The organism is Citrobacter sp. Cpo147 (genome assembly GCF_030332405.1).
Classification (GTDB): Bacteria; Pseudomonadota; Gammaproteobacteria; order Enterobacterales; family Enterobacteriaceae; genus Citrobacter; species Citrobacter portucalensis.
This window is the reverse complement of the sequence record NZ_JAOWHX010000025.1, coordinates 1-19918: the sequence shown is the minus strand read 5'-3', so window position 1 is coordinate 19918 and position 19918 is coordinate 1. Positions and strand designations below refer to the sequence as shown.

Here is a 19918-nt window from a genome sequence, read left to right as displayed (position 1 = left end):
AGTCGTTGCTGTAAGGGGGCGTTGTGGATATTTCAATTATGATGAGTGCCGTGTTGGCGTTAGCCGCAGGGCTACTGGTAGGGTGGCTGGCGACAAAAGCACGCGCCGATCAAATCCGTGCCGACCTCATCGAAGAGCGACGTGAACTGGATATTGCGCTAAGCGCCGCTCGCCAGCAGCTCTCGCAGGAAGCTCACTGGCGTGATGAGTGCGAACTACTCAATAACGAATTACGCAGTCTGCACAGTATCAACACCTCTCTGGAAGCCGATCTCCGTGAAGTCACTACCCGGCTGGAAGCAACCCAACAGCATGCGGAAGATAAAATCCGCCAGATGATCAACAGCGAACAGCGTCTGAGCGAACAGTTTGAAAATCTGGCGAATCGTATTTTTGAGCACAGCAACCGCCGTGTTGATGAGCAAAATCGCCAAAGTTTGAACAGCCTGCTTGCGCCGCTTCGTGAACAACTGGACGGTTTTCGTCGCCAGGTTCAGGATAGCTTTGGTAAAGAGGCGCAAGAACGCCATACCCTGGCGCACGAAATTCGTAATCTCCAGCAACTGAATGCGCAGATGGCGCAGGAAGCGGTAAACCTGACGCGGGCATTAAAAGGCGATAACAAAACGCAGGGTAACTGGGGAGAGGTCGTACTCACGCGGGTACTCGAAGCCTCTGGTCTGCGTGAAGGTTATGAATATGAAACCCAGGTTAGCATCGAAAACGACGCCCGTTCGCGAATGCAGCCTGATGTCATCGTTCGGCTACCGCAGGGTAAAGATGTGGTGATCGATGCGAAAATGACGCTGGTCGCCTATGAGCGCTATTTTAACGCAGAAGATGAATACACCCGCGAAAGTGCATTGCAGGAGCACATCGCCTCGGTGCGCAACCATATTCGACTACTGGGTCGCAAAGATTATCAGCAGCTTCCTGGGCTGCGTACGCTTGACTATGTGTTGATGTTTATCCCCGTTGAGCCCGCTTTTTTGCTGGCGCTCGACAGACAGCCCGAACTGATTACCGAAGCACTTAGAAATAACATTATGCTGGTGAGTCCTACCACGCTGTTGGTGGCATTGCGCACGATCGCCAACCTGTGGCGCTACGAGCATCAGAGTCGTAATGCGCAACAAATTGCCGATCGGGCCAGCAAACTTTATGACAAGATGCGGTTGTTTGTGGATGATATGTCGGCAATAGGCCAAAGCCTGGACAAAGCCCAGGACAACTACCGACAGGCGATGAAAAAACTCTCTTCCGGTCGTGGAAACGTCCTGTCGCAGGCAGAAGCGTTTCGTAGTTTAGGCGTGGAAATTAAGCGCGAGATTAATCCTGAGCTGGCTGAACAAGCTACTACACAGGATGAAGAATACCGCTTGCGCTCGGTCCCTGAGACGCAACAAGATGCGTCTTACCCCGAGGATGAAGCGATAAATCAGCAATCAAACTAGTCCATTTGGGGTAGTTGAACCCGGTAGAAGGGTAGGGCAAATTGGCCCAATCTGTTACACTTCTCGAACATTTTTTGGATGAGCAGGCACTGAGATGGTGGATAATTCACAAGAAACGACGCACTTTGGCTTTCAGACCGTCGCTAAAGAGCAGAAAGCTGACATGGTGGCCCACGTTTTTCATTCTGTGGCGTCTAAATATGACGTTATGAATGACTTAATGTCATTTGGCATTCATCGTTTGTGGAAGCGCTTCACCATTGATTGCAGTGGCGTGCGTCGCGGGCAAACCGTTCTCGATTTAGCAGGCGGTACCGGCGATCTGACGGCGAAATTCTCTCGCATGGTTGGTGAAACCGGCAAAGTTGTGCTGGCGGATATCAATGACTCAATGCTCAAAATGGGTCGCGAAAAGCTGCGTAATATTGGCGTGGTAGGTAACGTTGAGTACGTTCAGGCGAATGCGGAAGCATTACCTTTCCCTGACAACACGTTTGACTGCATCACCATCTCTTTCGGTCTGCGCAACGTAACGGATAAAGACAAAGCATTGCGCTCCATGTACCGCGTATTGAAGCCGGGCGGACGTCTACTGGTGCTGGAATTCTCCAAACCCATCATCGAACCGTTGAGCAAAGCCTACGACGCATACTCTTTCCATGTTCTGCCGCGCATAGGTTCAATGGTAGCAAGCGATGCGGACAGCTACCGTTATTTGGCGGAGTCCATCCGTATGCATCCCGATCAGGACACCTTAAAAGCAATGATGCAAGATGCCGGGTTCGAAAGCGTTGATTACTACAACCTGACAGCAGGTGTCGTTGCGCTGCATCGTGGTTACAAGTTCTGACAGGAGAGTGGGGATGCCTTTAAAACCCTTAGTAACCGCAGGCGTTGAAAATATGCTCAACACCTTTCTGTACCGTTCTCCTGCGCTGAAGTCAGCCAGAACGCGTTTACAAGGGAAGGTGCTGCGTGTTGATCTCAAAGGATTTTCAACACCGTTAGCCTTGGTGTTTAGCGAGCGCCAGGTCGATGTGCTGGGGGCATGGGAAGGCGAAGCCGATTGCACCATAATCACATATGCCAGTGTGTTACCGAAATTGCGTGACCGACAGCAACTCACCACGCTTATCCGCAGCGGTGAGCTGGAAGTCCAGGGCGATATCCAGGTAGTACAGAACTTTGTTGCGCTGGCCGATCTGGCGGAGTTGGATCCTGCAGAACTGTTAGCACCCTATACCGGCGATATCGTCGCAGAAGGGGTCAGCAAAGTCTTGCGTGGTGGAGCGAAGTTCCTGTGCCATAACTTTCAGCGCCAGCAGCGCTATGTCGCCGAAGCGATCACTGAAGAGTGGCGCATGGCTCCTGGTCCACTAGAGGTTGCATGGTTTGCTGAAGAAACGGCAGCCGTTGAGCGCGCGGTTGAATCTCTGGCCAAACGGCTGGAAAAACTGGAGGCCAAATGACGCCAGGTGAAGTACGGCGCCTTTATTTCATCATTCGCACTTTTTTAAGCTACGGTCTTGATGAACTCATCCCCAAAATGCGAATCACGCTGCCGCTTCGGTTGTGGCGTTACTCGTTGTTCTGGATGCCCAACCGACATAAAGATAAACCGCTGGGAGAAAGGCTGAGACTGGCTTTACAGGAACTCGGCCCGGTGTGGATCAAGTTTGGGCAAATGCTCTCTACCCGTCGTGACCTTTTCCCTCCGCACATCGCCGATCAGCTTGCGCTATTGCAGGATCGGGTTGCCCCGTTCGATGGGCTTAGAGCGAAAAAACAAATCGAAGAGGCTATGGGCGGGCTGCCCGTCGAGGAATGGTTTGATGATTTTGAGATCACGCCGCTGGCATCTGCGTCTGTTGCTCAGGTCCACACTGCGCGGTTGAAATCGAATGGCAAAGAGGTGGTGATCAAAGTTATTCGCCCGGACATACTTCCGGTCATCAAAGCGGATTTAAAACTGATCTACCGCCTGGCTCGTTGGGTTCCTCGTCTGCTGCCAGATGGGCGTCGCCTGCGACCAACAGAAGTCGTCCGTGAATATGAAAAAACGTTGATCGATGAACTGAATCTGCTGCGCGAATCGGCGAACGCCATTCAGCTACGACGTAATTTTGAAGATAGTCCGATGCTGTACATCCCGGAAGTGTATTCCGACTATTGTAGTCAGAACATGATGGTGATGGAGCGCATTTACGGCATCCCGGTTTCAGATGTCACCACGCTTGAGAAGAACGGCACCAATATGAAATTGTTGGCCGAGCGTGGTGTTCAGGTCTTCTTTACTCAGGTATTCCGCGACAGCTTTTTCCATGCGGATATGCACCCCGGGAACATTTTTGTCAGTTATGAGCACCCTGAAAACCCGAAATACATTGGTATTGATTGTGGGATTGTGGGCTCTTTAAACAAAGAAGATAAGCGTTACCTGGCTGAAAACTTCATTGCGTTCTTTAACCGCGATTACCGCAAAGTTGCTGAACTGCACGTGGATTCTGGTTGGGTTCCGCCGGATACCAACGTAGAAGAGTTTGAATTTGCCATTCGTACCGTGTGCGAGCCGATTTTTGAAAAACCGCTGGCGGAGATTTCCTTTGGTCACGTGCTGCTGAATCTGTTCAACACTGCGCGCCGCTTCAATATGGAAGTTCAGCCTCAACTGGTATTGCTCCAGAAGACGCTGCTGTACGTAGAAGGTGTCGGACGACAACTCTACCCGCAGTTAGATTTGTGGAAAACGGCTAAGCCATTCCTCGAATCCTGGATTAAAGATCAGGTCGGTATTCCGGCGCTCGTTAGGGCATTTAAAGAAAAAGCACCGTTCTGGGTCGAAAAAATGCCAGAAATACCTGAACTGGTGTATGACAGTTTGCGCCAGGGCAAATATTTACAGCACAGTGTTGATAAGATTGCCCGCGAGCTTCACGCGAATCATGTACGCCAGGGACAATCCCGTTATTTATTGGGCATTGGCGCAACATTGTTGCTAAGTGGAACATTCCTGCTGGTAAGCCGCCCTGAGTGGGGGCTTATGCCGGGCTGGTTAATGGCGGGAGGCGTCATAGCCTGGTTGATCGGCTGGCGCAAAATGCGCTGAATTTTTCATCGCCCAAGGCAGGTCGTGTAACGTATACTACGGCCTTATTAATTCATCATCTATGACAGAGGAACATGTATGGGTGGTATCAGTATTTGGCAGTTGTTGATCATTGCCGTCATCGTTGTACTGCTATTTGGCACCAAGAAACTCGGCTCCATCGGTTCCGATCTTGGCGCGTCGATCAAAGGCTTCAAAAAAGCGATGGGTGATGATGAGCCTAAGCAAGATAAAACCAGCCAGGACGCTGATTTTACTGCTAAATCCATCACCGATAAGCAGGGTGAAGTGAAAAAGGAAGACGCCAAAAGCCAAGATAAAGAGCAGGTATAATCCGTGTTTGATATCGGTTTTAGCGAACTGTTATTGGTGTTCGTGATCGGCCTCATTGTTCTGGGGCCGCAACGATTACCTGTAGCGGTAAAAACGGTTGCTGGCTGGGTTCGCGCTTTGCGTTCCCTTGCAACTACTGTTCAGAATGAACTGACCCAGGAGCTTAAGCTTCAGGAGTTTCAGGACAGCCTGAAGAAAGTAGAGAAAGCGAGCCTGACAAATCTGACCCCGGAGCTGAAAGCGTCAATGGATGAGCTGCGTGAGGCTGCGGAATCGATGAAGCGTTCTTACAGCGTGCACGATCCTGAGAAAGCGAGCGATGAAGCGCACACTATCCATAATCCGGTGGTGAAAGACGGTGAAGCGCAGCGAGAAGGGGTCACCCCTGCCGCCGCTGAAAACCAGGCCAGTTCGCCGGAGCAAAAACCGGAATCCGCGGGTGCTAAAACGCCAGAGCAGACGGAAAACACTTCCGCCACGTTGATGGATGCAGAAAAGAAAGCTGCCGCACCTGTTGTCGAATCCTCCCCCTCGTCGAGTGATAAACCGTAAACATGGCTGTAGAAGATACCCAACCGCTCATTACGCATCTTATCGAGCTGCGTAAGCGACTCCTGAACTGCATTATTGCGGTTATCGTGATCTTTCTGGCGTTGGTTTACTTTGCCAACGACATTTACCATATGGTTGCGGCGCCGCTGATTAAACAGATGCCGCAGGGTGCAACGATGATCGCCACCGATGTGGCCTCGCCGTTCTTTACCCCAATAAAGTTGACCTTCATGGTGTCGCTGATCCTGTCAGCGCCAGTGATCCTCTACCAGGTGTGGGCATTTATTGCGCCTGCTTTGTATAAACATGAACGTCGACTGGTTGTGCCGCTGCTGGTTTCCAGTTCGTTGTTGTTCTACATCGGCATGGCATTCGCCTATTTTGTCGTCTTTCCGTTGGCGTTTGGTTTTCTGGCCAACACGGCTCCGCAAGGCGTGCAGGTATCGACGGACATTGCCAGCTATCTCAGTTTCGTAATGGCGCTGTTTATGGCTTTCGGTGTCTCTTTTGAGGTCCCTGTCGCCATTGTGCTGCTATGCTGGATGGGCATTACAACACCTGAAGATTTACGTAAGAAACGACCTTACGTTGTGGTGGGAGCATTTGTCGTCGGGATGTTACTGACTCCGCCAGATGTCTTCTCGCAAACGTTGTTGGCGATACCGATGTACTGTCTGTTTGAAGTGGGCGTTTTCTTCTCTCGTTTCTATGTCGGTAAGCGACGTACGCGAGATGAGGACAACGAGGCTGAAGAAGCAAAAGAAGCCGAAGCCACCGAGAAAACAGAAGAGTAAATTCAACCGCCCGTCAGGGCGGTTGTCATATGGGAGGTAGCATGTTTGATATTGGCGTTAATTTAACCAGTTCACAATTTGCGAAAGACAGGGATGATGTTGTGGCGCGCGCCTTTGCTGCGGGCGTAAACGGTATGCTTCTGACCGGAACAAACCTGCACGAAAGCCAGCAGGCGCTGAAGTTGGCGCAACATTATCCACATTGCTGGTCCACGGCTGGCGTGCACCCGCATGACAGTAGCCAATGGCAATCCTCAACGGAAGACGAGATTATCGCGCTGGCAAACCAGTCTGAGGTGGTCGCTATTGGCGAGTGCGGTCTGGATTTCAATCGCAATTTCTCCACGCCGCAGGAGCAGGAACGTGCTTTTGAGGCACAACTGCGCATTGCCGCTGAACTGCAGATGCCGATTTTCATGCATTGTCGGGATGCCCATGAGCGTTTTCTGACGTTGCTGGAGCCGTGGCTGGATAGCCTCCCGGGCGCGGTGCTGCACTGTTTTACCGGAACGCGGCAGGAGATGCAGGACTGTGTGGACCGAGGGCTTTATATTGGTATTACCGGCTGGGTCTGTGATGAGCGTCGGGGGATGGAACTGCGGGAACTGCTGCCGTTTATTCCGGTAGAAAGACTACTGATCGAAACTGATGCGCCTTACCTACTTCCTCGCGACTTAACGCCTAAACCGACGTCACGGCGCAATGAACCGGCGCACCTGCCACATATTCTTGAGCGTATTGCCCACTGGCGCGGAGAAGATCCTCAATGGCTGTCAGCCACCATTGATGCTAACGTCAGAACGCTGTTCGAAGTGACCTTCTAAACGGCTTAAATTTTTCGAAAGCCGGTATTTTTCACGCTCTGCTTAACCTCTTTATTCAACAGGTTAAGCAGTAGCATGGAACGCGCTTCGCCATCCGGTTCGGTGAAGATCGCTTTTAGCCCCTCAAACGCCCCTTCAGTAATAATCACGCTGTCCCCTGGCTGAGGAGTTTGCGGGTCAACAATTCCTTCAGGCTTGTAGATAGAAAGCTGGTGAATAACGGGAGAAGGGACGGTCGCAGGCGTCGCGCCAAAACGGACGAAATGGCTGACACCACGCGTGGCGTTGATGGTGGTGGTGTGGATCACTTCCGGGTCGAACTCGACAAACATGTAATTAGGGAATAGTGGTTCACTGACTGTGGTACGTTTACCGCGCACTATTTTTTCCAGGGTGATCATAGGCGTCAGGCAGTTCACCGCCTGTCTTTCCAGGTGTTCCTGGGCTCGCTGAAGTTGCCCACGTTTGCAGTACAGTAAATACCAGGATTGCATAATAACTCTTATCCGCTTGTTCTGAGCGCCAGCATAGCAAAAGCCATGCGTTAAGTTAATTATACCCGCCTCAACGCAGGCTGAAACCCAATGGGTATATACTCCCAGGGCTTATATGTATCGCCAGAGTTCACGCTAATTTAACAAAAATACAGCATCACAATGATGAACGCCGTATAATGAAGCGCTTACGAAGAGGCCACAATGGACGCCATGAAATATCACGATTTACGCGACTTCCTGACGCTGCTTGAACAGCAGGGCGAGCTCAAACGCATTTCGCTTGAGGTGGATCCCCACCTGGAAATTACTGAAATTGCCGATCGCACCCTGCGTGCCGGTGGGCCTGCGTTGCTGTTTGAGAATCCGAAAGGCTATTCAATGCCGGTGCTGTGTAACCTGTTTGGCACACCAAAGCGTGTTGCGATGGGGATGGGACAAGAAGATGTCTCGGCGCTACGAGAAGTCGGTAAACTGTTGGCGTTTTTGAAAGAGCCAGAGCCACCGAAAGGATTCCGCGATCTGTTTGATAAGCTGCCGCAGTTTAAGCAGGTGTTGAACATGCCGACTAAGCGGTTGCGCGGTGCACCTTGTCAGCAAAAAATCTACTCGGGCGATGACGTTGATTTAAACCGCATTCCGATTATGACCTGCTGGCCGGAAGATGCCGCGCCGCTGATTACCTGGGGGCTCACCGTAACGCGTGGTCCGCATAAAGAGCGGCAGAATCTGGGCATCTATCGTCAGCAGCTGATTGGCAAAAACAAGCTCATTATGCGCTGGCTGTCCCATCGCGGCGGTGCGCTTGATTACCAGGAGTGGTGCGCAGCGCATCCGGGCGAACGCTTCCCGGTTTCTGTGGCGTTAGGAGCCGATCCTGCGACCATTCTGGGGGCCGTGACGCCGGTTCCTGATACATTATCCGAGTACGCATTTGCCGGGCTGTTGCGCGGAACCAAGACCGAAGTAGTTAAATGTATTTCCAACGACCTGGAAGTGCCTGCCAGTGCAGAAATCGTGCTGGAAGGGTACATTGAACCGGGCGAGCTGGCTCCGGAAGGGCCGTATGGCGATCATACCGGCTACTACAACGAAGTAGATAGCTTCCCGGTCTTTACCGTCACGCACATTACCCAGCGCGAAGATGCGATTTATCACTCTACCTATACCGGACGTCCGCCAGATGAGCCCGCGGTACTCGGCGTGGCGCTGAACGAAGTTTTCGTTCCTATTCTGCAAAAGCAGTTCCCGGAGATTGTCGATTTTTATCTACCTCCGGAAGGCTGTTCATATCGCCTGGCCGTCGTGACGATGAAAAAACAGTACGCTGGTCATGCCAAACGCGTCATGATGGGTGTCTGGTCGTTTTTGCGTCAGTTTATGTACACCAAATTTGTTATTGTTTGCGATGATGACGTCAACGCACGTGACTGGAATGATGTGATTTGGGCAATTACTACCCGTATGGACCCGGCCCGGGATACGGTACTGGTAGAGAATACGCCAATTGATTACCTGGACTTTGCCTCGCCGGTTTCCGGCCTTGGTTCAAAAATGGGGCTGGATGCCACAAATAAATGGCCGGGCGAAACCCAACGTGAATGGGGACGTCCGATTAAAAAAGATCCTGAAGTGACTGCGCGCATTGACGCAATTTGGGATGAACTGGCCATCTTTAATGACGGCAAAAGCGCCTGAGGCGCGATCGTTTTGCCTATTGATCCGACAGAGAGAGCGCATGACAACCTTAAGCTGTAAAGTGACCTCGGTAGAAGCTATCACTGACACCGTATATCGCGTTCGTTTAGTGCCAGACGCGGCGTTTTCCTTTCGTGCTGGCCAGTATTTAATGGTCGTGATGGACGAAAGGGATAAGCGTCCGTTCTCCATGGCATCAACGCCGGACGAGCAAGGATTCATTGAGCTGCACGTTGGCGCCTCTGAGCTAAATCTTTATGCCATGGCCGTGATGGACCGTATTCTGAAAGACCGGGAGATCAAGGTCGACATTCCGCATGGCGAAGCCTGGCTGCGTGATGAAGACGAGCGCCCGCTGATCCTGATTGCCGGTGGTACAGGGTTCTCTTACGTGCGTTCCATTCTGCTTACCGCGCTGGCGCGCAATCCAAATCGCGATATCACCATTTACTGGGGCGGGCGCGAAGAGAAGCATCTCTACGATCTCTCCGAGCTGGAAGCGCTGTCAGTGAATCACCCGAATTTGCGCGTTGAGCCAGTGGTGGAACAGCCTGAAGACGGCTGGCGTGGTCGTACGGGAACCGTGTTAACGGCAGTATTACAGGATTACGGTACCCTGGCGGAGCATGATATCTACATCGCTGGTCGTTTCGAAATGGCCAAAATCGCGCGCGATCTGTTCTGTAATGAACGCAGTGCGCGTGAAGATCGCCTGTTTGGCGACGCTTTCGCGTTCATTTAAGCGCTGTGCGCCGGAGTCCTTCCGGCGCATTCATCACCAACCTTACTTCTTCTAACAGGGTGCAAGCCCGATCTCGTTGTTTCTCTTTTTTACCACGTTTTTTAGTAAACATATTTTTCCTATCTATTAATCACAAAACTTAGCTTTTGTGACAGGCCTCTTTTTGTTTAGTAAACAAAATCGGCAAACTAGACGCAATCAAATTGCGAGGCGCAAACGAGGAAAACCATGAGGCTCGGACTGGATATTGGCGGGACTAAAATCGAAGCGGTGGTGATTGATAACGCGGGTGAAATTGTTTACCGCGAGCGATGCGCGACACCAAAGCAGAGTTACGGTGATTTTTTCCAGGCCGTGACGGAGATGATTGCTAAGGCCAGACTGGCCGTTAATCAGCCTTTATCGGTTGGCATTGGGGTGCCTGGCGCGGTGGATAGCGAGGGGTTAATTAAGAACTCCAACATCCTGGTGCTCAATCAACAGGCCTTTGCGCAAGACCTTGAGCGAGCGTTAGGAATGCCCGTGCCTGTTACTAATGATGCCAACTGCTTTACCTTGTCGGAAGCGATGGACGGTAGCGGACACGGGCATAGCGTGGTATTTGGCGTGATCCTCGGTACCGGTTGCGGCGGTGGACTATGCATCGATAACCGCTTGATCTCTGGACCTAACGCCTGCGCAGGAGAGTGGGGGCATAATGCATTGCCGCGCTACCACGAATCTCAGGACGGGGCTGGAGTGACATGCTATTGCGGGCAGTTGAACTGTATTGAGAGCTTTATTTCCGGCAGCGGTCTGGAACGCCAGTACCTGAATCACACCGCGCAGCATGTGGGTGTGCCACAAATTATGCAACAGGTAGAATCGGGTGATGCGGATGCCTGCTTTGTATGGAAACGCTATTGCGATCAACTGGCGCGTGCGTTGGCGGGCGTGGTGAATACGCTCGATCCCGATGTTATCGTGCTAGGGGGTGGGGTATCCAATATCGATTTACTGTATTCGGGTTTGCAGGCGCGAGTGGCGCAGTACGTATTTGGTAAGCAGTGCCGCACACCGATCGTTCGGGCCCGTCACGGCGACAGCAGCGGTGTACGCGGTGCGGCCTGGCTGGGGGCGCAACAAGCCATAGTAGAATCAATGAGAGTGAAATGACGAAACCTGTACGTATCAGAGATATTGCCGAAGCTTGTGGTGTTTCAGTTGGCGCAGTTTCCCGCGCCCTAAAAGGGCAGCCGGGGCTACGTGAAGACACCCGGCTGCGCATTATTTCTGTGGCGCAGCAGCAGGGTTATGATTTTTCCCGTCTGCGTACTGACAAGATCAAACGCGTCCTTTTTTTGCTTCACCGCCAGCACAATATCAGCCGGGCATTGCCGTTTTATTCTCAACTACTGCTGGGGATAGAAGATAACTGTCGTGACCATGGTATTGCGCTGAGCTTTCTCTCCATTGGTCCAGGCGATGCAGTGAGTGAGCAGGTGCTGCTGCACCAGCCTGATGCACTGATCTGTGCCGGATTTTTTGAGCCTGAATTACTTGGCTTGCTGCAACAGATGAAGCTGCCGTTGGTGCTGGTGGATCTCTGGGCGCCGGGCCTGCCTTGCGTGAACCCGGATAACACTCAGGGTGGGTATCTGGCCACGCAACATTTGATTGCACAAGGTCGCAGCCGTATTGCTTTTCTTGCCAGCACGCTTGCGCACTACAGCATCCGTCAGCGCGAGAAGGGCTACCGTCAGGCATTGTATGAGGCCCGTTTGCTGATGCCGCCAGAGTATGAAACCGTTGCGCCGCCGCTGTTGGATACCGATCAATCTCTTGTTGAGGCGGTAAATGAGCTACTCAGATTGCCGGAGCCGCCCGACGCTATTTTTGCCTATAACGATGCGGCAGCGCTGGTTGTTCAACGGGTGTGCGCACAGCAGGGGATACGCATCCCGGAAGATCTCGCGCTGGTGGGGTTTGATGATATCGATGCTGCGGCCTGGTCACATCCACCACTCACTACTATTGCGGTTGATAAACAACAATTGGGGCGTGAAGCGCTGCGTTTATTGCTGGAAGAAAATCAGGAAGAGAATCTGCTGTTGCCGGTGCAGTTAGTTGTACGCGCCAGTTCAGGGAAATAAAAAACCCGCCCCTGACAGGCGGGAAGAACGGCAACTAAATTGTTATACAATGGCATTTGTGTTGTAGGCCGGATAAGACGCATCAGCGTCGCCATCCGGCATAGTCGCCGGGGGCGCTTCGCTTGCCCGGCCTACAATAAGTCACATGCTTTGATTAAACTCGCTCAAATACCGTCGCGATGCCCTGGCCTAACCCGATACACATCGTCGCCAGGCCAAACTGTACGTCTTTGCGTTCCATCAGATTGAGCAAGGTGGTGCTGATACGCGCCCCGGAGCAACCCAGCGGATGACCCAAAGCGATCGCCCCGCCGTTGAGGTTGATCTTTTCATCGATCTGCTCCATCAGCCCCAGATCTTTAATGCACGGCAGGATCTGAGCGGCAAAGGCTTCGTTCATCTCAAACAAACCGATATCGCTGGTGGAGAGTCCCGCTTTTTTCAGCGCCAGTTTTGAGGCCGGAACCGGACCATAACCCATAATTGACGGGTCACAGCCAACAACAGCCATCGAACGGATTCGGGCACGCGGCGTCAGACCCAGCTCACGGGCGCGGCTTTCGCTCATGACCAGCATCGCCGCTGCGCCGTCGGAGAGCGCGGAGGAGGTACCGGCAGTGACCGTTCCGCTAACCGGATCGAACGCCGGGCGCAGGGTGGAGAGCGCTTCAACGGTTGTCTCTGGGCGGATAACCTCATCGTAGTTAAACTGCTTCAGCACGCCGTCGGCATCATGGCCACTGGTCGGGATGATTTCGTTTTTAAATGCGCCAGACTGTGTTGCAGCCCAGGCACGAGCATGTGAACGTGCGGCGAAAGCGTCCTGCATTTCACGGCTGATGCCGTGCATGCGAGAGAGCATTTCCGCAGTCAGACCCATCATTCCCGCGGCTTTTGCCACGTTGCGGCTCATGCCCGGATGGAAATCAACGCCGTGACTCATTGGCACATGGCCCATATGTTCCACGCCGCCAATCAGGCACGCCTGAGCATCGCCGGTCATGATCATACGTGCCGCGTCGTGCAGCGCCTGCATTGATGAACCGCACAGGCGGTTGACCGTGACGGCCGGAACGGAGTGCGGAACTTCCGCCAGCAGCGCGGCGTTACGGGCGATGTTGAAACCCTGCTCCAGCGTTTGCTGCACGCAGCCCCAGTAAATATCATCAAGCGCGGATGGCTCCAGCGCAGGATTTCGCGCCAGCAGGCTACGCATTAAGTGTGCGGAGAGATCTTCTGCCCGCACGTTACGAAACGCGCCCCCTTTCGAACGGCCCATCGGGGTACGGATCGCATCAACAATTACAACCTGTTCCATTGTGACTCCTTAAGCCGTTTTCAGGCTGCCAACCGGGCGGGCAGGCTCAACCTGGGGATAATACGGTTCGTTATGGCGCGCCTTATCACGCAGACCAGCCGGAACTTCATACAGTGCTCCGAGGTGCTGATACTGCTGGGCCATATCGAGATACTTCGCGCTGCCGAGCGTATCCAACCAGCGGAACGCGCCACCATGGAACGGAGGGAAGCCCAGGCCATAAACCAGCGCCATATCGGCTTCTGCCGGGCTGGCGATAATGCCTTCTTCCAGACAACGCACCACTTCGTTGACCATTGGGATCATCATGCGGGCGATAATCTCTTCATCGCTGAAGTCGCGTTTCGGCTGGCTAACTTCTGCCAGCAGATCGTCAACGGTGGCATCCTCTTCTTTCTTCGGCTTGCCCTTGTTGTCTTCTTTATAACGCCAGAATCCAAGACCGTTTTTCTGTCCGAAACGGTTCGCATCAAACAGGGCGTCTATCGCGTCGCGATAATCTTTCTGCATACGCTGAGGGAAGCCTGTGGACATCACTGCCTGCGCGTGATGCGCGGTATCAATTCCCACCACGTCCAGCAGATAAGCCGGGCCCATCGGCCAGCCAAACTGTTTTTCCATGACTTTGTCGATTTTGCGGAAATCCGCCCCATCGCGCAGCAGCTGGCTGAAACCGGCAAAATACGGGAACAGTACGCGGTTCACGAAGAAACCAGGGCAGTCGTTGACCACAATTGGCGTTTTGCCCATCTGGCTTGCCCAGGCGACAACTTTGGCGATAGTTTCATCCGAGCTTTTCTCGCCGCGAATGATCTCAACCAGTGGCATGCGGTGTACTGGGTTAAAGAAGTGCATTCCACAGAAGTTTTCCGGGCGCTTGAGCGCGCTGGCCAGCTCGTTGATTGGGATGGTAGAGGTATTCGACGCCAGTACGGTGCCCGGGCGTACCTGATCTTCGGTTTCCACCAGTACCGCTTTTTTCACTTTCGGGTTTTCCACGACCGCTTCAACCACCACGTCCACACGCTCAAAACCGCTATAGTCGAGGGTTGGATGAATAGTGGAAATCACGCCCGCCATTTTCAGACCGTCAATTTTGCCGCGCTCAAGCTGTTTGTTCAGCAGCTTGGCCGCTTCGGTCATGCCCAGCGTTAATGATTTGTCGTTGATATCTTTCATGACAACCGGCACGCCTTTCCAGGCTGACTGGTAAGCGATGCCGCCGCCCATAATGCCCGCGCCCAGCACCGCGGCTTGCTTCGGTGCTTCAATATTTTTGGTGAGCTTTTTGGCTTTGGCTTTCACGAACTGATCGTTAAGGAAGATCCCTACCAGCGCGCGGGCTTCACTGGTGTGCGCCAGTGGAACAAAGCTTTTATTTTCCAGATTCAGCGCTTCTTCACGACCAAAACGGGCTGCTGCTTCAATGGTTTTTACCGCGGTAATCGGTGCGGGGTAATGTTTACCAGCCGTCTGCGCTACCATGCCTTTAGCGATGGTAAAGCTCATCGCCGCTTCAATTTTGCTGAGTTTCAACGGCTCCAGTTTCGGCTGACGTTTGGCTTTCCAGTCGAGGTCGCCGTTAATCGCCTGACGTAATACCGCGATCGCGCCATCAAGCAGTTTGTCTTGCTTGACTACGCCATCGACCAGGCCGATTTTTAGCGCCTGCTCAGCACCAACATCCTTACCTGCCGCAATAATTTCCAGCGCGCTGTCCGCACCCAGCATACGTGGCATACGCACGGAGCCGCCAAAGCCCGGCATAATGCCCAGCTTGGTTTCCGGCAGGCCAATGCGCAGGTCCGGCGTTGCCAGACGATAATCGGTTGCCAGAACACACTCGCAGCCGCCACCCAGCGCGTAGCCGTTTACCGCTGACAGGGTCGGAACAGGCAGATCTTCGAGGCGATTAAAGACGCTGTTGGCAAAATGCAGCCACTGGCTCAGTTGTTCTTCAGGCACGAGGAACAGTGAAAGGAATTCGGTGATATCGGCACCAACAATAAAGGCTGCTTTGTTAGAACGCAGCAGCAGCCCTTTTAAATTCGGTTGTTTTTCCAGCACATCAAGCGCATGGCCCAGGCTGGCAACGGTGGCCGTGTCGAGTTTATTGACCGAACCAGGGGCATCGAACACCAGTTCGGCGATGCCATCTTCCAGCCAGTCGAGGTACAGGGTGTCGCCTTTGTAAAGCATGTCAGTCTCCTGAATCCGCAAGGTGATCTGGTCATACCAGATGAATCGAAGTGTGTGTTTTATGTTAATAAAATGCAAATGAATGATTAAAGAAATGACGATTCGATCACGCTCGGCAGAAATCACGCACTCACAAAGCGATGTGCTAAGATGCGGAGACTTGAGGTCAAAAAACAGAAGGATAGAAAATGGAATCGCTGGCCGCACTCTATAAAAATCATATCGTTACCTTACAGGAACGGACGCGCGACGCGCTGGAGCGCTTCAAGCTGGATGCGTTACTTATTCACTCAGGCGAACTTGTTAACGTCTTTCTCGACGATCATCCGTACCCGTTTAAGGTCAATCCGCAATTCAAAGCCTGGGTGCCTGTCACGCAGGTTCCTAACTGCTGGCTGCTGGTGGATGGCGTAAACAAGCCGAAACTATGGTTCTACTTGCCGGTTGATTACTGGCACAACGTTGAGCCGCTGCCTACTTCCTTCTGGACGGAAGAAATTGAGATCATCGCGCTGCCGAAAGCAGATGGTATCGGTAGCCAACTGCCTGCTGCTCGCGGCAATATCGGTTACATCGGCCCGGTTCCTGAACGTGCACTGCAACTGGACATCGCGGCCAGCAACATCAACCCGAAAGGGGTGATCGACTACCTGCATTATTACCGTGCTTATAAAACTGATTACGAACTGGCCTGTATGCGCGAAGCGCAGAAAATGGCGGTAAATGGACACCGTGCCGCAGAAGAAGCGTTCCGTTCCGGAATGAGCGAGTTTGACATCAACCTCGCTTACCTGACTGCCACCGGTCACCGCGACACCGACGTGCCATACAGCAACATCGTGGCGCTTAACGAGCATGCTTCGGTGCTTCATTACACCAAGCTGGATCATCAGGCACCGTCTGAAATCCGCAGCTTCCTGCTCGACGCTGGTGCGGAATACAACGGTTATGCGGCAGATCTGACGCGTACCTGGTCGGCGAAAAGCGACAATGACTATGCGCATCTGGTGAAAGACGTTAACGACGAAGAGCTGGCGCTGATTGCCACCATGAAAGCAGGCACCAGCTACGTGGATTATCACATTCAGTTCCATCAGCGCATCGCGAAGCTGCTGCGTAAGCATCAAATCATCACTGATATGAGTGAAGAGGCGATGGTGGAAAACGATCTTACCGGGCCGTTTATGCCGCACGGTATTGGCCACCCGCTGGGTCTGCAGGTGCATGATGTCGCAGGCTTTATGCAGGATGACAGCGGTACTCATCTGGCCGCGCCGTCGAAGTATCCTTACCTGCGTTGCACCCGCGTACTGCAACCAGGCATGGTTCTGACCATCGAACCGGGCATCTACTTCATTGAATCTCTGCTGGCGCCGTGGCGTGAAGGACAGTTCAGCAAGCACTTCAACTGGCAGAAAATTGAAGCCCTGAAACCGTTCGGCGGTATTCGTATTGAAGACAACGTGGTGGTCCACGAGAACAATATCGAAAACATGACGCGGGATTTGAAACTGGCGTAATGGACAGTTGGTTAATCCCTGCGGCGCCGGTCAGCGTCGTTGAAGAGATCAAAAAAAGCCGCTTCATTACGCTGCTCGCCCATACGGACGGCGTAGAAGCGGCAAAGGCGTTTGTTGAGTCAGTCAAAGCGGAACACCCTGACGCCCGCCACCATTGTGTGGCGTGGGTGGCGGGTGCGCCCAATGACTCGCAGCAGCTAGGATTTTCAGACGATGGCGAACCGGCGGGTACGGCAGGTAAACCGATGCTCGCGCAGCTGATGGGGAGCGGTGTCGGCGAGATTACCGCTGTAGTCGTGCGCTACTACGGCGGTATCCTTCTCGGTACTGGAGGGTTGGTAAAAGCCTACGGTGGCGGTGTGAATCAGGCGTTGCGCCAGTTAACGACACAGCGCAAGACGCCATTAACCGAATATACTTTGCAGTGTGAGTACGGTCAGCTGGCAGGCATTGAAGCCTTGCTGGGGCAGTTTGACGGTAAAGTCGTTGCCAGTGATTACCAGGCTTTTGTTCGGCTCAGGGTGGCGCTTCCTTTTGCCAGAGTGGATGAGTTTTCGGCAAAACTGGCGGATTTTAGTCGTGGTTCATTGCAATTGTTAGCGATTGAAGAATAATCCCCACCTCATTTTAAAGAACTAAGGAAGCGGCAGAGATGCATTTTCGCGCCATCACCCGAATCGTTGGACTACTGGTCATCTTATTCTCGGGGACAATGATTATCCCCGGACTGGTAGCGCTCATCTACCGCGATGGGGCAGGGCGTGCATTCACCCAAACTTTCTTCGTTGCTCTGGCGATCGGCTCCATGCTGTGGTGGCCAAACCGTAAAGAGAAGGGTGAACTGAAATCGCGCGAAGGATTTCTGATTGTCGTTTTGTTCTGGACCGTTCTGGGCAGTGTGGGTGCGCTACCGTTCATTTTTGCGGAAAGCCCTAACCTGACGATAACCGACGCTTTTTTTGAATCCTTTTCCGGATTAACCACTACAGGTGCGACGACGCTGGTGGGGCTGGATTCATTGCCACACGCGATTCTCTTTTATCGCCAGATGCTGCAATGGTTCGGCGGGATGGGGATCATCGTGCTGGCGGTGGCTATCCTGCCTATTCTTGGCGTTGGTGGGATGCAGCTCTATCGTGCAGAAATGCCGGGGCCGCTGAAAGATAATAAAATGCGCCCGCGTATTGCCGAAACGGCGAAAACGCTGTGGCTAATCTATGTATTGCTGACGGTGGCGTGCGCGCTGGCGCTATGGTTTGCCGGGATGCCCGCGTTTGACGCCATTGGGCACAGTTTTGCCACAATCGCCATCGGTGGTTTTTCCACACACGATGCCAGCGTGGGGTATTTCGACAGTCCCACGATTAACACTATCATTGCTATCTTCTTGCTGATCTCCGGTTGTAACTATGGTCTGCACTTCTCTTTATTAAGTGGGCGTAGTCTGAAGGTCTACTGGCGGGATCCGGAATTCCGCATGTTTATCGGCGTGCAGCTGACGCTGGTGGCAGTCTGTACGTTGGTGCTATGGATACACAATACCTATGGCTCGGCGCTCACGACGATCAACCAGGCCTTTTTCCAGGTGGTATCGATGGCGACGACCGCCGGATTTACCACGGACAGTATTGCCCGCTGGCCCTTGTTCCTGCCAGTGCTGTTGCTGTGTTCTGCTTTTATCGGCGGCTGTGCCGGGTCGACGGGCGGTGGCTTGAAGGTGATTCGTATCCTGCTGCTGTTTAAGCAGGGTAACCGCGAATTGAAACGACTGGTCCATCCGAATGCGGTTTACAGTATCAAACTGGGTAACCGTGCGTTGCCGGAGCGAATTCTTGAAGCCGTATGGGGATTCTTCTCTGCCTATGCGCTGGTCTTTATTATCAGTATGCTGGCGATTATTGCGACCGGTGTTGATGACTTCTCCGCGTTTGCCTCCGTAGTGGCAACGTTGAATAACCTGGGGCCTGGACTGGGGGTTGTCGCTGACAACTTTGCCAGTATGAACCCTGTGGCGAAGTGGATCCTGATTGCCAATATGCTGTTTGGTCGTCTGGAGGTCTTTACTCTGCTGGTGCTCTTTACCCCTACTTTCTGGCGTGAATAATGGAGTAACACGTGAAAACACTGATTCTTTTTTCTTCCCGGGACGGACAAACGCGTGAAATCGCTGAATATCTGGCTTCTGAACTCAAAGAGCTGGGTGTTTGGGCAGATGTTGTTAATTTGCATCGTACTGCGGAGCCGGACTGGCAAAATTATGACAGCGTGGTAATTGGCGCCTCGATTCGCTACGGTCATTACCATGCTGCTTTTCAGGAGTTTGTGAAAAAGCATGCCACACGGCTGAATTCGATGCCGAGCGCGTTCTACTCCGTAAACCTGGTTGCCCGTAAACCGGAGAAACGTACGCCGCAAACCAACAGCTATGCGCGTAAGTTCCTGATGAGTTCGCCGTGGCGACCAGACCACAGTGCAGTTATTGCGGGTGCTTTGCTGTATCCACGCTATCGCTGGTATGACCGCGTTATGATCCAACTGATAATGAAGATGTCAGGTGGTGAAACGGATACGAATAAAGAAGTGGTGTATACCGATTGGGAACAGGTTGCGAGATTCGCGCGGGAAATAGCCCAATTAACCAACAAAGCGTCGTTAAAATAAGCGTAAAGAATAAAAAATACGCACTCGGAAGATTATTTTAAATTTCCCCTTGTCAGCCTGAAATAACTCCCTATAATGCGCCTCCACTGAC

The 19918-nt window shown here is 52.8% G+C and carries 19 protein-coding genes; 16 read left to right on the top strand and 3 right to left on the bottom strand.

Annotated elements, in window-relative coordinates:
- The first annotated feature begins 23 nt into the window (after nt 1-23).
- The 8 genes from rmuC to tatD all read left to right on the top strand — a co-directional run bounded on the left by rmuC (nt 24) and on the right by tatD (nt 7063).
- Nucleotides 24-1454 (top strand): DNA recombination protein RmuC, encoded by a 1431-nt coding sequence (gene rmuC / locus OGY06_RS00590; RefSeq protein ID WP_122973913.1) that lies wholly within the window; start codon nt 24-26, stop codon nt 1452-1454.
- A 94-nt stretch (nt 1455-1548) separates the two neighbouring features.
- Entirely contained in the window at nt 1549-2304 is a 756-nt protein-coding gene (gene ubiE, locus OGY06_RS00585) for a bifunctional demethylmenaquinone methyltransferase/2-methoxy-6-polyprenyl-1,4-benzoquinol methylase UbiE (protein ID WP_003017897.1), read from the top strand.
- A 13-nt stretch (nt 2305-2317) separates the two neighbouring features.
- On the top strand, nt 2318-2923 hold the full coding sequence (ubiJ, locus tag OGY06_RS00580) for a ubiquinone biosynthesis protein UbiJ (RefSeq protein WP_286604448.1): 606 nt from the start codon (nt 2318-2320) through the stop codon (nt 2921-2923).
- Nucleotides 2920-4560: a ubiquinone biosynthesis regulatory protein kinase UbiB gene (ubiB, locus tag OGY06_RS00575; RefSeq protein WP_003828916.1), complete on the top strand. Its 1641-nt coding sequence runs from the start codon at nt 2920-2922 to the stop codon at nt 4558-4560. The genes ubiJ and ubiB overlap by 4 nt, the downstream gene beginning before the upstream one ends.
- A 78-nt stretch (nt 4561-4638) precedes the next feature.
- On the top strand, nt 4639-4893 hold the full coding sequence (gene tatA, locus OGY06_RS00570; protein WP_003017888.1) for a Sec-independent protein translocase subunit TatA: 255 nt from the start codon (nt 4639-4641) through the stop codon (nt 4891-4893).
- A 3-nt stretch (nt 4894-4896) separates the two neighbouring features.
- Nucleotides 4897-5445 (top strand): Sec-independent protein translocase protein TatB, encoded by a 549-nt coding sequence (gene tatB / locus OGY06_RS00565; protein WP_003828913.1) that lies wholly within the window; start codon nt 4897-4899, stop codon nt 5443-5445.
- 2 nt (nt 5446-5447) lie between these two features.
- Complete coding sequence (tatC, locus tag OGY06_RS00560; protein WP_003828911.1) at nt 5448-6239, top strand: Sec-independent protein translocase subunit TatC; 792 nt, start codon at nt 5448-5450, stop codon at nt 6237-6239.
- Between the two features lie 41 nt (nt 6240-6280).
- Nucleotides 6281-7063: a 3'-5' ssDNA/RNA exonuclease TatD gene (gene tatD / locus OGY06_RS00555; RefSeq protein ID WP_003841237.1), complete on the top strand. Its 783-nt coding sequence runs from the start codon at nt 6281-6283 to the stop codon at nt 7061-7063.
- 5 nt (nt 7064-7068) lie between these two features.
- Here tatD and rfaH read toward each other — a convergent pair whose 3' ends face one another.
- Entirely contained in the window at nt 7069-7557 is a 489-nt protein-coding gene (rfaH, locus tag OGY06_RS00550; protein WP_003017881.1) for a transcription/translation regulatory transformer protein RfaH, read from the bottom strand.
- A 204-nt stretch (nt 7558-7761) separates the two neighbouring features.
- On the opposite strand from rfaH, the gene ubiD reads away from it, so the two are divergent.
- The 4 genes from ubiD to OGY06_RS00530 all read left to right on the top strand — a co-directional run bounded on the left by ubiD (nt 7762) and on the right by OGY06_RS00530 (nt 12129).
- Nucleotides 7762-9255, top strand: coding sequence for a 4-hydroxy-3-polyprenylbenzoate decarboxylase (gene ubiD / locus OGY06_RS00545; protein ID WP_003828905.1), 1494 nt, complete (start codon nt 7762-7764; stop codon nt 9253-9255).
- Nucleotides 9256-9295: 40 nt separating this feature from the next.
- The gene (gene fre / locus OGY06_RS00540) at nt 9296-9997 is read left to right on the top strand and encodes an NAD(P)H-flavin reductase (RefSeq protein WP_003828903.1); all 702 of its coding nucleotides are present in this window, start codon (nt 9296-9298) and stop codon (nt 9995-9997) included.
- 228 nt (nt 9998-10225) lie between these two features.
- Nucleotides 10226-11152, top strand: coding sequence for an ROK family protein (locus tag OGY06_RS00535; protein WP_126957711.1), 927 nt, complete (start codon nt 10226-10228; stop codon nt 11150-11152).
- Complete coding sequence (locus tag OGY06_RS00530) at nt 11149-12129, top strand: LacI family DNA-binding transcriptional regulator (RefSeq protein WP_286604446.1); 981 nt, start codon at nt 11149-11151, stop codon at nt 12127-12129. Before OGY06_RS00535 ends, OGY06_RS00530 begins: the two co-directional genes overlap by 4 nt.
- Before the next feature lie 154 nt (nt 12130-12283).
- Here OGY06_RS00530 and fadA read toward each other — a convergent pair whose 3' ends face one another.
- Both fadA and fadB read right to left on the bottom strand, forming a co-directional pair.
- Nucleotides 12284-13447 (bottom strand): acetyl-CoA C-acyltransferase FadA, encoded by a 1164-nt coding sequence (gene fadA / locus OGY06_RS00525; protein WP_286604443.1) that lies wholly within the window; start codon nt 13445-13447, stop codon nt 12284-12286.
- 9 nt (nt 13448-13456) lie between these two features.
- Nucleotides 13457-15646, bottom strand: a complete 2190-nt coding sequence (fadB, locus tag OGY06_RS00520; RefSeq protein ID WP_286604440.1) for a fatty acid oxidation complex subunit alpha FadB — start codon at nt 15644-15646, stop codon at nt 13457-13459.
- Nucleotides 15647-15834: 188 nt separating this feature from the next.
- On the opposite strand from fadB, the gene pepQ reads away from it, so the two are divergent.
- The 4 genes from pepQ to hemG are packed head-to-tail and all read left to right on the top strand — an operon-like array spanning nt 15835 to nt 19827.
- Complete coding sequence (pepQ, locus tag OGY06_RS00515; RefSeq protein ID WP_032950648.1) at nt 15835-17166, top strand: Xaa-Pro dipeptidase; 1332 nt, start codon at nt 15835-15837, stop codon at nt 17164-17166.
- Nucleotides 17166-17780: an IMPACT family protein gene (locus tag OGY06_RS00510; protein ID WP_003828888.1), complete on the top strand. Its 615-nt coding sequence runs from the start codon at nt 17166-17168 to the stop codon at nt 17778-17780. The genes pepQ and OGY06_RS00510 overlap by 1 nt, the downstream gene beginning before the upstream one ends.
- Before the next feature lie 38 nt (nt 17781-17818).
- Entirely contained in the window at nt 17819-19270 is a 1452-nt protein-coding gene (trkH, locus tag OGY06_RS00505) for a Trk system potassium transporter TrkH (protein ID WP_003017848.1), read from the top strand.
- Between the two features lie 11 nt (nt 19271-19281).
- The gene (gene hemG, locus OGY06_RS00500) at nt 19282-19827 is read left to right on the top strand and encodes a menaquinone-dependent protoporphyrinogen IX dehydrogenase (protein WP_003828882.1); all 546 of its coding nucleotides are present in this window, start codon (nt 19282-19284) and stop codon (nt 19825-19827) included.
- The last annotated feature ends 91 nt before the right edge of the window (nt 19828-19918 follow it).

Coding starts and splice junctions, on each gene's coding strand:
- ubiE (WP_003017897.1), top strand. CDS start 1,549: ATGGTGGATAATTCACAAGAAACGACGCACTTTGGCTTTCAGACCGTC.
- ubiJ (WP_286604448.1), top strand. CDS start 2,318: ATGCCTTTAAAACCCTTAGTAACCGCAGGCGTTGAAAATATGCTCAAC.
- ubiB (WP_003828916.1), top strand. CDS start 2,920: ATGACGCCAGGTGAAGTACGGCGCCTTTATTTCATCATTCGCACTTTT.
- tatA (WP_003017888.1), top strand. CDS start 4,639: ATGGGTGGTATCAGTATTTGGCAGTTGTTGATCATTGCCGTCATCGTT.
- tatC (WP_003828911.1), top strand. CDS start 5,448: ATGGCTGTAGAAGATACCCAACCGCTCATTACGCATCTTATCGAGCTG.
- tatD (WP_003841237.1), top strand. CDS start 6,281: ATGTTTGATATTGGCGTTAATTTAACCAGTTCACAATTTGCGAAAGAC.
- rfaH (WP_003017881.1), bottom strand. CDS start 7,557: ATGCAATCCTGGTATTTACTGTACTGCAAACGTGGGCAACTTCAGCGA.
- ubiD (WP_003828905.1), top strand. CDS start 7,762: ATGGACGCCATGAAATATCACGATTTACGCGACTTCCTGACGCTGCTT.
- fre (WP_003828903.1), top strand. CDS start 9,296: ATGACAACCTTAAGCTGTAAAGTGACCTCGGTAGAAGCTATCACTGAC.
- OGY06_RS00535 (WP_126957711.1), top strand. CDS start 10,226: ATGAGGCTCGGACTGGATATTGGCGGGACTAAAATCGAAGCGGTGGTG.
- OGY06_RS00530 (WP_286604446.1), top strand. CDS start 11,149: ATGACGAAACCTGTACGTATCAGAGATATTGCCGAAGCTTGTGGTGTT.
- fadA (WP_286604443.1), bottom strand. CDS start 13,447: ATGGAACAGGTTGTAATTGTTGATGCGATCCGTACCCCGATGGGCCGT.
- fadB (WP_286604440.1), bottom strand. CDS start 15,646: ATGCTTTACAAAGGCGACACCCTGTACCTCGACTGGCTGGAAGATGGC.
- pepQ (WP_032950648.1), top strand. CDS start 15,835: ATGGAATCGCTGGCCGCACTCTATAAAAATCATATCGTTACCTTACAG.
- OGY06_RS00510 (WP_003828888.1), top strand. CDS start 17,166: ATGGACAGTTGGTTAATCCCTGCGGCGCCGGTCAGCGTCGTTGAAGAG.
- trkH (WP_003017848.1), top strand. CDS start 17,819: ATGCATTTTCGCGCCATCACCCGAATCGTTGGACTACTGGTCATCTTA.